This window comes from Blautia sp. MCC269, from assembly GCF_018785655.1.
Taxonomy (GTDB): domain Bacteria; phylum Bacillota; class Clostridia; order Lachnospirales; family Lachnospiraceae; genus Blautia_A.
The window spans coordinates 91912-105487 of sequence record NZ_WQQE01000013.1 but is presented as its reverse complement, the minus strand read 5'-3'; the positions used below and the strand labels follow the sequence as shown (position 1 = coordinate 105487).

Sequence of the window (13576 nt, the reverse complement as noted above, 5' to 3'; positions counted from 1 at the left end):
TCGTTTAATCTTATCATTTTCAATTCCTGTTGTAAACCGTTACATTGCTCAAACATTTTCTTGCATAAAGCAGACGAATGCGCTATATTGATTATCAGCTATCGCATTCCAAAACTTATTTTATATGGAGGAAACATGACAAAACTCAAAGATTACATTCAGCTTCATCTGAATATCCTGCTGTTTTCTCTTACCAGCGTTTTTTCCAAATTTGCATCGGTTTATTATAATAAAGAAGGGCTTACCAGCCCACTTCTCTATGTATTTCTTTTTCTTATGATCGCAAACTGTGGAATTTACGCCATTGCATGGCAGCAGGTAATCAAAAAATTTTCCCTTTCCACAGCCTACGCAAACAAAAGCGTCTATCTTCTGTGGTCCCAGGTATGGGCTGTGATCATTTTTCACGAAAATCTGTCGATTCAGAACATTATCGGTATCCTGATTGTTCTAATCGGAGTCTGGACGGTGCAGAAATATGAATAGAACTTTTATGCTGATTATGTTGGCAGGAACCTTTTTTTCCGCAATTTCACAGGTTCTTCTGAAACAGAGCGCCAATATCACTTACAAAAATCCTCTCAGGGAATACCTGAACTGGAGAGTCATCCTGGCCTATGGTATCTTTTTCGGAGTCCTTCTCTTAAATACCTGGTGTTATACCAGAGTCGATATGAAGTTCGGGCCTGTGATTGATACGGCCACTTATGTCTTTGTACTGATTTTTTCCTGGAGCATCCTGAAGGAAAAAATCACCCGCGGAAAAATCATCGGAAATCTGATTATTATTGTAGGAATTCTGATTTATACCTTATAATTTTCCATGACAGACAAAAAAATGGCAGTTGCGGATTACACTGCCATTTTTTTTACTGCTGTTTTTTATTTCGTTGTGCATACACCTTTGGAATTGAAGGTATAGTTCTTGCCTTTTATCTTCAGAGTACAGTCTCTATACATAATTCCTGTATCCGGATCAAAATAATATTTCTTTCCATTAAGTGTCAACCAGGATCTGCACATTTTTCCATCCGACATGAAATAATAAGTATGTTTTTCATTATTTCCGCTCCATGTATAAAATACACTCTTAACCATGATGCCATCCCCACCAAAATAATAGACATCATCATTGCTGTTCATATACCTTACATATTTCATCATATAACCATATTTTGTCTGGAAATAATAGTAATTCTTGCCTACTTTTTTCATGCCTTTTAACGCTTTTCCGGTTTTGTCAAAGTAGTATTTCTTACCACTTACGGTTATCCACCTGCTCTTTACCATCACACCGTATTTGTCTACATATCTCACCACATTTTTGGAATCCGTAATTTTTTTACTTTTGTACATTCCATTTGTTTTATCGATATAATAGTTTTTTTCACTTACGGTAACCCAGCCGGTTTTCTTAACACCGTTCAGATAATAGAATTTTTTTCCGTTTTCTGTGTACCATCCGGTTTTTCCGGAGGAAGTATCCGGTTTTGTAGAGGCTTTATAGCTGCTCTGTGCATGCCATCTTGGAGTAATTTTTTTTGTGTAATCCACATATCCGAAATCAACATCTACCGTAGAATAACTTGGAATTCCACTGATCAGTCCCTTGGTTGTCTTCAGATATCCGCCACCATCACCATCCGTTGACTGCCAGATTGTATATTTGTATTTTTTCTTGTCTGGTGCAAGAATCTTGTCGCCATATCTCGCAAGCCAGACATCATAACCGGTCATTTTACTCCAATCAAGCTTATTGTCATACCAGTCTGTGTTGCAGTAGATCATCGGATAATATCCTGCTTTTTTGATCTCATTGCAAAATGCTCTGGCAATACTTGCAATCTGGGATGCAGAAAGGCTTCGCATTTTTTCATACTCAATATCAAACACTACCGGATAAGAAACTTTATATCCGTCCATTTTTTTAATCGCAAGCTGTGCTTCCTTCATCGCCTGCTGTGTGGTAGTTGCAAGGCTATATACATAAGTTCCCACTGGAAGCCCTACTTTTTCTGTCTGTTTCATATTATAATCGTAGGTCTTATCCAGATGATTTAATCCGTAGGAAATCCTTACAAACGCAAAGTCCACATTATCATTTTTTACCTTACTCCAGTTAATGGTGTCCTGCCATTCGGAAACATCGATGCCTCTTGTAATTGCTCCTTCCAGCTTCTGCCCGCTTCCATTATAGCAAACACCGTTGATTTTCTTCCATGCTTTGGAACTGGTTGTGGAATTCTGTGTTGCTTTTCCACTGGGAACTTTCTCAATTCGTTCTTCCTCAGCAACGGTATCACTGCGGTCCACTCCACCGCCACCCATTGCCATCGCTGTAGTCCCCATTGTTCCGATCCCTAACAATGCTGCCATACACCCTGCTGCCAGCCATCTTTTCCAGTTTTTCATCTTCGTTCCTTTCCCATCATCATAATCAGTTGTCAGATGAATTTATTATACCGCCATAAAATGGAAAGTAAAGACTTATTGCCAAGTATTTTCTGATGGCATAAAGAAGGCCGGTGTCAACTCACTGGCTGATCACCGGCCTTCTGTTATTTACTTAATAGATATTCAAAATCACGGCACTTCCGGGTCGGTCGGGTCAAAACTTCCATCTCCGCGGAATGTGGCAAGTGGTCTGCGGCCTAACGGTCCCTTGAAGGATTCGTTGCTGCTGTATTTACCACTGCTGTAAATATGGATTGTAGAACCATTGCAGTTCTCATATACCCATTTTGCATCTGCAACACAGGTACGGATGCATCCATGAGATGCCGGCTGACCAAGTTTCAGATATTCTCCTGCCGGAAGATTGTAAACACTCTTTGTTGCACCAGCTACAGAATGAATGAAAATACCACCCTGTCCGCATCCGTCAACATGTGTTCCGTACTGTCCCCAGGACGGTCCCATTAGCGGCTGCCATCTCAGACTGCGGCTCAGTCTGTATGTACCATCCCAAGTCGGTGTTGCGGCAAGACCTACGGAAACACGGATTGTCTTAACCGGAATCTTCTTACTGGAATCTGTATAAACAGTCATAACACCATTGGTCTTATCTACTTCCAGATAATACGGTCCTTTATAAATAGAAGTAAGGTCGTTACGACGGTATCCATTCTTATCGAAGTAATAGAGTTTACCGTCAATCCAGCGTTTTGTATTGGTCAGATATTTGGAACCTGTATCCGGATCGATATATTTTACCTGATCATAGTAATCGCTGAAAATTACCCATCCTGTTGAAAAACGTCCCTGACTGTCCAGATAACCGTTTACAGAACCACGCTTCATGGATTTATTGGTTACTGCTGTATAATTACTGAAATAATACCAGTATTTTCCGGATTTCTGCCATCCGCTCTTTTTCAGGACACCGTTCTTGTCTGCATAGTACCACTTATTCTGATAACGGATCAGTGTATTCTTGTACATCCATCCACGATGGTTCTTGGAATCTGAAGTAGCAAAGAAGTAATATTTGCTGCCAATTTTGGTTTTACCACCTACCAGCTGTCCTGTGCTGTTAAAGTAATAGCTCTTTCCGGAGCTCTTTGCTGTCAGCATCTGGCTCTTATAATGATTTCCCTTGCTGTCAAAGTAGAACCAGCCGAAGAATTTACCCTTTGTATCAGTCACTTTCTGCCATCCGTGCTTTTCAACAACTCTTCCCGGAGTACTTCCAAAATAATAAATCTTGTTGGAAGCTCCCGGACAGCTGTGCCAGCAGTTTTTCCAGGTAACTCTCTTTCCATCACTTCCGAAGTAATATCTGTATCCATTTTTATATTTGACGAGTTTCTGTTTGATTACACGGCCTTTGCTGTCTGTAATATAATATGCATTATTCTTGTTTGCGGCCTTTGCCATTGTGCTCTTCATAACATAGCCGCTGGAATTCAGCATATACAGATATTTCTTGGACATTACCTTGGATACATAAACACCATGTTTCATGATCTGTCCACGTGTGGATGACTTCGGACTGCAGTAAATGAAACGTTTTTCCTTCTTACTGTTCAGCACATAGGTCCATCCGCCGTAGAAAAGTTTTCCTGGGATCTCTCCACTCTTGGATGCCGGTTTAAAGTAATATTCATAAGTCGTGGAACCGGTTGTCAGTTTAATGATACCAACACGTGGTGCACCATTTTTTGCAAGTGTATAATAGGCACTTCCAATTTTATAGACTTTTCCGTAAATATTACATTCTTCTACCGTCATATAATTGCCGGCTGAGCTGTAATAGCGGAAAGTTGTTCCTGTCCACAGCCAGTATTTTCTCTGCTGCTGTCCAAGATTGGAAGTCCACGGTGTGATTTCCTGGCCTTCACATCCTGTATACAGAGTTGCTTTATCCTTCTCAAGAAGGTACCATTCCACTTTCTTGGTTCCGGTATAACCATCTACGCCTGGCTCACGTGTTACACGTCCTGTCATCAGATATCCTTTTTCATTGAAAAGATAATATCCGACATGGCCATCGGTATTGATTTTCAGAAGACCATCTGCGGATGTAAAATAACTCTTTTCCGTAGTTGCAACGGTTGAATCAGATTCTGCTGCCTCTGTTGTTTCACCATTATCCAGAGCCAGATTTTCAACTGAAGCATTTTCGGTCTCTTCAGCTGTTTCTGTTGAAACTTCCGGCTGTACAGCCTCCTGTGTATTTTCTGTTTCTGTTGTTTCTGCTGAATCTGTTGTATCACTGCTGTCAGCTGCATCCTCGGAAACGGCTGCCGGAGTTTCTTCCGTGCTGCTGTCCGTCTGTTCTTCTGTCTGATTTCCGGATTCTGTTGCCGGCACCACCTCATCAGAAGCTGTCTTTTTGAGAAGTCTGAATCCCATGCTGTCAGATTCCCAGTCACTGCTCTTGGCAATAACCACACCATCTACAAGCTCTGCACCCTCCGAAACGACTGCCGCTGTAGCTCCGTCATCGGTATTCTGTGTTTTTGTATCTTTTACAGACGGATCTTCCAGTTCCTGCACTTCTCCTGCACTGAATTCATCCGCCGGAGTTGTTGTATCTGCTTCCGGTGTTTCTGTGATATCCGGTGTCTCTGTGATATCCGGTGTTTCTGTCACATCCGGAGTCTCTGTAATATCCGGGGTCTCTACTGTGTCCCCTGATATATCTACAGTTCCATCTTCCTCTGCCGTATCTGTCTGTTCCTCTTCTGTCTGAGGCTGTTGTACAGTTTCTGCTTCATCACCAAAACTGTCCGCTGTCACGTCTGTGCCGGTCTCTGCTGCCTGCACCTGTGCGCTGCCCAAAGCTGCAGCTCCGGCTTCCAGTGTACCACCCATGCACAACGTAAGGCTGAGTACGATTGCCACAACTCTTCTCTTCACAATAATCCCTCCTGCTCATGCTGCTGTTAATGATTGATATTGTTACCGTATCATTCGCCCAATCCGCTCTCAATAAGAGCCACAAGCGCATCAAGCGCCGCCTGCTCATCCTCACCATCGCAGATCAAGGTAATCTCATCTCCCCTTTTTACACAGGCTCCCAGTACACTCAGCACACTCTTGGCATTCGCCGTGCCACCGTCATGCTGAAATGTTATGGAAGATTTATATTTTATTGCCTCGCCGCATAAGAGCCCTGCGGGGCGGAGATGAAGCCCTGATGGGTTTCTGACCGTTACCTGATAACTTAACATTACGAATGTCTCCCTTGTATAGTGTTTCTTATCTGTTACTGACTGTTTCCACTGTCCACATTGGAAACTTTGGAGATCTTGATCTCTGCGGTTACATCTTCCAGAAGCTTATATCCATCCGGAAGACTGATCTTAATCGGCACTTCATAGCTTCCTTCTTCCCAGTCGTCCATGGAAAGAACCGCACCCACCGATTTCAGATCAAACTTCGACAGATCTCCGTCTTCTGCCTGAACCTTCAGCTCTATATCCGCGACTTCAAACGCCAGCTGAAGATTATCCGGCAGACCTTTTACTTTAATATCCTCCGTCGGGAAACTGTATATCTTACTGCCTTCCGGCAGGATATTCACGGTAATCCAGAGATCTGCGCTGGAGCCAGATGTCAGCTTCAGTCCATCCGGAAGGAGCTCTGACAGATTAACTTTTTTCTCTACATCATTACTTTTTCCTGAAATATCCACATTCTCGCTGTCGAGATAGATGGTATTTCCCTGAAGTTTCAGATTATTCAGAGCCTCCTCGCTTCCGGCTACGCTGAACGTCTCCGGCACAGTCGTAACACTGTCCACCACATAACCTTCTGCCGGTTCTCCGGTATATCCTGCACTGATGCGAATATCGGAACGCACCTTCCAAAGTTTTGCGGTGACATTCACTTTTCCGTTGTTGTCAAATTTCAGATAACTCATGGAATTGGATGAAAGGGTATCCTGATTCTTATCCGTAATCGTCAGCTCCGCGTTGGTGATCGTTGTATCCTGATCAATTCCATCAACTTTGGAGCTCACGTCTACGCTCACACTATCTATTTTACCAACAAGTGACTCCGGTCCTGTAACCCTGACTTTTTCCGGGTTGGCTGTAAGTGAAGCAATTTCCAGTCCCTGTGCCGGCTTACTGTCTCCACTGCTTACATTGATCGCAAACTCCTTGGTCACCTTTTTTTCGAGATGTACGCTGAGATTCTGTGGTGACACCCGGATATTTTCCGCAAGAATTCCGGAACAGGTGGCTGTAATGGGAATCATCACCGGATCGGTATCTGTAGACTGTGCCTGCTGCAGATCTGCAACTGCCTTAATATCACTTGAGGTAATACGGTTTACAGTCTTACGGGATCCCGTAATATATACACGTACGGTATTTTCGCTGTCATCCTGCATAACCATTTCACCAAGCTGATCTACATAAGCCTCATTGATAATCTGTACGTCGGAAATCACAAAACCTTTTGTAACAATAGGATCATCAACATTTACCACGATCAGCCATACAAGAATGCCCACAATGACGGACATAATTTTCAAAGGGATGTTTTTAGTCAGATTTTTCTTCATGTTTCACTCTCCCTTTCAGCAGATTTCGCAGTTTGCTGTTGTCAACCACTTTCTTATTCTGAGCTGCAACCAGAACTTCACGAAGCTGTTTGCTGTTAAGCCCCCTGGAGAGTTCTCCTCCCTGTGCAACGGAAACCTGTCCGGTTTCCTCTGAAACAATGATTGTAAGGGAATCTGTAGCCTCACTGATTCCCACACCAGCTCTGTGTCTTGTTCCCAGCTGTTTACTCAGTTCCATATTATCAGAAAGAGGCAGATAACAGGTTGCCGCAACCACACGGTTGCCACGGACAATTACGGCACCATCGTGAAGCGGAGTATTATGCTCAAAAATATTGATCAGAAGCTGACTGGTAAGAATACCGTCAATATTAATACCTGTACGCACATATTCATCCAGACGTATTTCTTCCTCAATAACAATCAGTGCACCGGTCTTAACTTCACCCATATCAAAGCATGCCTTAACCAGCTCGTTAATGGTCTTATCGTTAAAACGTTCCTGTACTTCTTTTCCGGTATCAAAGGGAATAATTGTGGAAACAATTTTTTTCTGTCCCAGCTGTTCCAGGGCACGCCGCAGCTCCGGCTGAAAAATTACAATTACACCAATCACCAGCACATTGGCCAGGTTCCGGAAAATCCACAGGATTGTATTCATTTTGAAAATGTAGGCGATCAGAATAAAACCAAGGACTATCAGAATACCCTTAAGAAGCGTATATGCCCGTGTAAATTTAATCCAGGCCATAAACTGATATACAAAGAAAGAAATCAGTCCAATCTCAATAATATCAATCACACCAAGCCCCGGAAGTGAAATTTTCCCAAGATATCCGGCCAGAACTGACAGTGTATTCTGCATAAGTCTCCTCCTTTCTTTCTGATCTTCCTAAAATTTTTAAAGGTCTTTCAGTGATTCTTCCAGCTGTTTTTCGAAATCAATCTCATCAATTTCCTGGGGTTTCTCACTTACTGTATTTTCAAAATTTTCCATTCTTGATACGTTTCTGGGATCTTTACGTTCTGAAAAATCCTCATCCCGGAAAACCACCCTGTCTTCTTTCTTCTTTTCTTCTCGTACAGGCTCTGCGTTAATCTTCTTGATACTCCTCTCAGAAGTTGATACGGAAGCCTTCGGAACAGCCTTTACGTAGTAATAATATTCGTCATCTTCATATTCCAGCCGTTCTGTTCTGCTGTAATCTCCGCCAAATACAAAAAATTCCAGCACAAATCCAACAAGAACCGAAGCCACGGTGGAAAAAATCATCGGTATCATGGATACGGTCACATCAAGGCAAAAATCTCCGGCAAGGATAATCAGAATATATGTCACGCCCCCTACAATGATTGCTATTCTCCATGCATAGTCAAAAGCTCTCGTTCTGAGAAGATTCACCAGCAGAACGACTACAACAAATGCTATTACGGTAATCCACATCGCCCAGTTCTGGACAAGTCCGTCAGAAAGCAGTTTCAGTTTCTCTGCAATCTCCGTTCCCTGATCACTAAGCGCCGCAGACTGTGCATGAACAAAACGGATAAAATAATAAATCACCACTCCACATCCTGCCGGAAGTGCTGAAACAGCGCTGCCAAGCAGACCCGCACTTAACGGAAGAAGGGCCGGAACGCTGAACCCAAAGGAAAGTGGTGTCAGAATCAGCACCAGATTCTGTGATTTGCTGAATCTCAGGAACAAAATCATCATAAAAAGAATCAGCACAAGCATAAATCCCGCAACTTCAACACCTACTGCATAACAGTGTCCGATCATCATCGCAAATCCGATAAACATCATTACAGATGTAGGAAGGATTGAACAAACCAGTGCCAGAATCAGGATTACAAAAATATTATCCAGCTGTTTCATATAGCCCATATTGCTGTTAATCCAGAGAAAATAGACAAACGCCAGGGCAAACTTCAGAACCGGCAATATATATACTTCATATTGTCCATAAAATCTCTTGATATTCTGTTTCATTTCAAGTAAAGCTGTCATTTTCTGTGTCCTCCTGCATTTCTCCGGGCAGGAGTTCTTTTCTCTTCCCGTCCGTAGATTTTTTCCAGTCTGGTAAGATCCTGATAATATTCCTTTACGCTCTTCTTGGCACGGTAATATTTTACAGAATACTGGATGTAGGTCAGTACTGAATACGCAATAAGTACGATCAGGTAACCGACTATGACATAAATTCCTACTGCAACCAGATTAATCTTATTCACATTGTCCATAAGATATTCACTGAAATACGCAGCAATTCCGGCAAGCAGCAGCGCATAACCGATGGTTACCAGAAAGAAATTTTTGATCAGTGCAAGACCAATATAATCACTCCGGTAAAACCTGCTTACCGGAAGATATTTCCTGCCTTCTCCATGCTCATACATGGCAAGACGATTCATGATCTTCACCTTTTCTTCATTTACCATAAATAACTCCTCATAAGCTTTCTTATTTAACTGCAATCAAATTTATTGTAGCATAGTTCCCTACCTATGAAAAGTGTTTTTTCGGCTCTTTCACGCCTTTCCAGCGCATACTGTAAGGAAATAAACATCCTTTGCTCCTGCCTCCTGAAGACACATTGCCATGGCATCCATTGTGCTTCCTGTTGTATAAACATCATCCACCACCAGTACAGAGAAACCGGTAATTTTCCGGGTTACCAGATATGCGTTTCTGAGGTTTTTCTTCCTCTGGGACGCATTAAGTTTTTTCTGGGATTTCGTGTTCCGGATCTTAATTACCAGATTGTCACTCCACGGAATTCCCGTAAAACAGCTGACCCTCTCTGCAAGATATGCCGCCTGGTTGAACCCTCTCATCCGTTTCTTTCTGGAATGCAGAGGTACAGGCACAACCATCTGCGGTTTCCAGCGTTCCAGATATTGTCTTCCATAAATACTTATGGCTTTTGCGTAGAAGTCTCCGTATTCCCGACATCCATAATACTTGAACCGTACCAGTGACTGACGCCAGATTTCTCCATAGGGAAAAATACTTCTTCCTTCTGTAAAATGATGAACTCCGCTTCTGCAATCCTGGCAGTATTCTTCTTCCATCCTTACCGGTCTTCCGCATTTCATGCACAGAGGCTCTTTCATTGGCATGGCTTTTTGGAAACAGTCTGGGCAGACCAAACTGTTCTTTTCTTTCAGTATCTGATGACACAGAGGACACTTTTTCGGATAAAGCATATCCAGTAGAATTTCTGTTGTTTTTTTCAAGAAAGTCCTTTCTCCCCGATGGCGCTCTCCTGCTTAAGCTTCCAATTCGTCCAGTTCCCGGATTCTCTTATCCAGGGAACTGTATCTCTGCTGCTGTTTCTCGTTACGGATCATCTCCGCAAAGGTATTCTCACTTCCAACCACAGTAACACATCTCCGCGCTCTGGTTACTGCTGTATACAGAAGGTTCCTGTTCATCAGCATTCTCGGTCCGGAAAGTATCGGAATAATCACTGCCGGATATTCCGAACCCTGGGACTTATGTATGGTAACCGCATAGGCAAGTTCCAGCTCTTCCAGCTGCTTGAATGAATACTGCGCCTGACGTCCATCCTCAAATTCCACAGTTGCGGTTTCCGCAAACTCATTGATTTCTGTCATGATACCGGTATCTCCGTTAAATACCCCGGCGCCTTTGTCAACCGGTATCTTATATCTTCCAAGAATCTCCCATTCCAGCTGATAGTTGTTCTTCACCTGCATTACCTTGTCACCTTCGCGGAAAAGGCGCTGCCCGATTTCTTTTTCTTTTTTCTTCTCATCCGGCGGATTCAGATATCTCTGAAGAATCTGATTCAGTCTTTCCACTCCCAGAAGGCCCTTCCGCATAGGGGTCAGAACCTGAATTTCGTAAGGTTTGGCATCCACATAGCGTGGAAGTTTTTCCTGAATCAGGGCAATCACTACCCGGATAATAATGTCTGCGTCATACCGTTTCAGGAAAAAGAAATCCCGGCTTTTGTTGTTGATAGTGACCTGTTCACCGCGGTTAATTTTGTGGGCATTTACTACGATATCACTCTCTGACGCCTGCCGGAAAATCTTCTTCAGCTCAACCACCGGAAAACATCCACTGCGAATAATATCCCTCAGCACATTTCCCGGTCCAACGCTTGGCAGCTGATTCTCATCCCCTACCAGAATCAACCTGGTCCCTGCAGTTACCGCAAGAAGAAGTGAATACATCAGAGAAATATCCACCATGGACATTTCGTCAATAATAATAACATCTGCTTCCAGTGGATTCTCAGAATTACGATCAAAATGAACCGCTCTTCCATCCTGTTCTCCTTCCGGAAGTCCATTCAGTTCCAGAAGTCGGTGAATGGTCTGCGCCTCATAGCCGGTGGCTTCTGTCATTCTTTTTGCAGCACGGCCGGTAGGTGCCGCAAGACGCAGCTCTGCCCCTTCTTCTTCAAAATACCGGATAATTGCGTTGATTGTGGTTGTTTTTCCGGTTCCAGGACCTCCCGTAAGAATAAATAATCCATGCTGGGCGGCAGCTGCCATTGCCTGTCTCTGCATCTCATCCAGCTCTGTCCCTGTCTCTTTTTCAATTCTGGAGATCCGTTTTTTCATCATCTGCTCATCCTCTGGGCAGAGAATGTTCAGTTCACATAACATTTTTGCAGAATTTAGTTCCAGATAATAATAATGTGTAGGATAAACCACTGTCCCTTCTTCTGTTTCCTTCAGAATCAGTTTCCGGTCCACAACCATATCCATGAGATGTTTTTCCATGTAGGAAACATCCACACCCAGAAGCCTGGATGCCCTGGAAAAAAGTTCCTCTTTTGGAAGGTAAATATGTCCTTCCCCGGAAGCCTGTAGGAGAGTATACAACATTCCACTTCGGATTCTGTAATCTGAATCTGTATGGATGCCGATTCTGGAAGCAATCTCATCTGCAATTCGAAATCCTACCCCACTGATATCCTCTGCAAGGCGATATGGATTTTCCTGAAGAACTCCATATACAGACTGCCCGTATTTCTGGTAAATCTTCGCTCCCAGATTCAGTGATATTCCATATTTCTGCAGAAAAACCATGGCCCGGCGCATATCTGCCTTTTCTGTCATCTGTTCCGCAATCTCCAGTGCTTTCTTTTCACTGATACCTTTAATCTCTGCCAGACGCTCCGGTTCTTCTTCCACAATCCGCATGGTGTCATTCCCGAAACGCCGCACGATCCTTGCCGCAAGTGCCGCACCAATTCCCTTGATTGCTCCGGACCCCAGATATCGCTCCATTGCCAGCGCATCTTCCGGCATTTTTTCTACATAGGAGGAAATCTGAAACTGCTTGCCATATACCGGATGGGTGATATAATTTCCCATCGCCTCAATGGACGCTCCCTGCGTAATTGCAGGAAATGTTCCCACACAGGTAAGCTCCTTTTCCTCTTCCAGCCCCTTCAGCACCATAACCGTATATCCATTATCATCATTCCGGAAAATCACATGATCTATATATCCTGTAACTGTTTCGCTCATTTTCTTCTCCTTTATAAGCAAAAGGCACTGCTGCTGCAGCGCCTTAACCTTTACATTCTCGACATGATTTCCGCATATTTCCCTGTTCCGGCAGCCACCACAAGCATGGCATCCTGCACAGTCAGCGTGCTTACACCTGTCTTCTGTTCAATCAGTGCATCCATGCCATGAAGCATAGCTCCACCACCTGTAAGAACAATTCCTCTGTCCATAATATCTGCAGCCAGTTCTGGTGGTGTCTTTTCGAGGACACCATGAACTGCCTCCACAATCTGTCCGGTAGCTTCCCGCAGGGCAGTACGGATTTCTTCCGAAGTCAGTGTGGCAACTTTGGGAAGTCCTGTGATAATGTTTCTGCCTTTTACTTCCATAGTCCTAAGATCTGCCTCTTCGCTGGCCGTCCCGATTTTGATTTTAATGTTCTCCGCAGCATCCTCTCCGATAAAAAGGCTGTGCTTCTCTCTTACATAATTCATAATTGCGTGGTTAAAATTATCTCCCGCAACCTTCACAGATGCAGAAACTACCACGCCTCCTACAGATATAACCGCAACATCCGTAGTTCCCGCACCAATATCCACAATCAGATTTCCAAAAGGTTTGGTGATATCCACACCTGCTCCAATTGCGGCAGCAATCGGTTCTTCCACAAGAAAAACCTCCCTGGCTCCGGACTGATATGCAGCTTCTTCCATAGCCTTACGCTCAATTTCCGTAATGCCGCTTGGCACGCTGATGCTGACCCTCGGTTTCCGAAAAGCTCTCCGTCCCATGGCCTGAGAAATAAAATATTTCAGCATCTTTTCCATTACATTATAATCTACAATCACGCCTCTGCGGATCGGCCATATGACTTCCATGTTGGATGACAGATGTCCTGCCATCTGTCTGGCCTCTTCTCCGATAGCTCTGATTTTCTCTGTATCTTTATCATAAATAACCACAGAAGGCTCTCTCAAAACGATTCCCCTGCCTGTGGAAAACACCAGACTGTTTCTGGTTCCCAGATCGATTCCGATATCTTTTGCCGGCATAAATCCTCCCGCCTGC

The 13576-nt window shown here is 43.6% G+C and carries 12 protein-coding genes; 2 read left to right on the top strand and 10 right to left on the bottom strand.

What is annotated here, in order from left to right; translation table 11 throughout:
• Positions 1-135 precede the first annotated feature (135 nt).
• Together GPK88_RS05385 and GPK88_RS05380 are read left to right on the top strand one after the other, a co-directional pair.
• The gene (locus GPK88_RS05385) at positions 136-486 is read left to right on the top strand and encodes an EamA-like transporter family protein (protein WP_148445028.1); all 351 of its coding nucleotides are present in this window, start codon (positions 136-138) and stop codon (positions 484-486) included.
• Positions 479-817 (top strand): EamA family transporter, encoded by a 339-nt coding sequence (locus GPK88_RS05380; protein ID WP_173771115.1) that lies wholly within the window; start codon positions 479-481, stop codon positions 815-817. The genes GPK88_RS05385 and GPK88_RS05380 overlap by 8 nt, the downstream gene beginning before the upstream one ends.
• A gap of 65 nt (positions 818-882) precedes the next feature.
• On the opposite strand, the gene GPK88_RS05375 is transcribed toward GPK88_RS05380, so the two are convergent.
• The 10 genes from GPK88_RS05375 to GPK88_RS05330 all read right to left on the bottom strand — a co-directional run bounded on the left by GPK88_RS05375 (position 883) and on the right by GPK88_RS05330 (position 13560).
• Positions 883-2376: a GH25 family lysozyme gene (locus tag GPK88_RS05375; protein ID WP_252197686.1), complete on the bottom strand. Its 1494-nt coding sequence runs from the start codon at positions 2374-2376 to the stop codon at positions 883-885.
• Between the two features lie 207 nt (positions 2377-2583).
• Positions 2584-5361 carry a L,D-transpeptidase family protein gene (locus GPK88_RS19325; RefSeq protein ID WP_173771110.1) on the bottom strand — a complete coding sequence of 926 codons (2778 nt, stop codon included), beginning with the start codon at positions 5359-5361 and terminating at the stop codon, positions 2584-2586.
• A gap of 50 nt (positions 5362-5411) precedes the next feature.
• Positions 5412-5675: an HPr family phosphocarrier protein gene (locus GPK88_RS05365; RefSeq protein WP_148445032.1), complete on the bottom strand. Its 264-nt coding sequence runs from the start codon at positions 5673-5675 to the stop codon at positions 5412-5414.
• Positions 5676-5710: 35 nt separating this feature from the next.
• Positions 5711-7015 (bottom strand): CdaR family protein, encoded by a 1305-nt coding sequence (locus GPK88_RS05360; protein WP_148445033.1) that lies wholly within the window; start codon positions 7013-7015, stop codon positions 5711-5713.
• The gene (gene cdaA / locus GPK88_RS05355) at positions 6996-7880 is read right to left on the bottom strand and encodes a diadenylate cyclase CdaA (protein WP_148445034.1); all 885 of its coding nucleotides are present in this window, start codon (positions 7878-7880) and stop codon (positions 6996-6998) included. The genes GPK88_RS05360 and cdaA overlap by 20 nt, the downstream gene beginning before the upstream one ends.
• A gap of 36 nt (positions 7881-7916) precedes the next feature.
• Positions 7917-9023: a hypothetical protein gene (locus tag GPK88_RS05350; RefSeq protein WP_173771106.1), complete on the bottom strand. Its 1107-nt coding sequence runs from the start codon at positions 9021-9023 to the stop codon at positions 7917-7919.
• Positions 9020-9454: a 6TM ABC transporter family protein gene (locus tag GPK88_RS05345; RefSeq protein ID WP_173771104.1), complete on the bottom strand. Its 435-nt coding sequence runs from the start codon at positions 9452-9454 to the stop codon at positions 9020-9022. Before GPK88_RS05345 ends, GPK88_RS05350 begins: the two co-directional genes overlap by 4 nt.
• A gap of 90 nt (positions 9455-9544) precedes the next feature.
• On the bottom strand, positions 9545-10252 hold the full coding sequence (locus GPK88_RS05340; RefSeq protein WP_244092610.1) for a ComF family protein: 708 nt from the start codon (positions 10250-10252) through the stop codon (positions 9545-9547).
• A gap of 33 nt (positions 10253-10285) precedes the next feature.
• On the bottom strand, positions 10286-12526 hold the full coding sequence (gene recD2, locus GPK88_RS05335; protein WP_173771103.1) for an SF1B family DNA helicase RecD2: 2241 nt from the start codon (positions 12524-12526) through the stop codon (positions 10286-10288).
• A 50-nt stretch (positions 12527-12576) separates the two neighbouring features.
• Positions 12577-13560, bottom strand: a complete 984-nt coding sequence (locus GPK88_RS05330) for a rod shape-determining protein (RefSeq protein ID WP_148445038.1) — start codon at positions 13558-13560, stop codon at positions 12577-12579.
• Positions 13561-13576 lie beyond the last annotated feature (16 nt).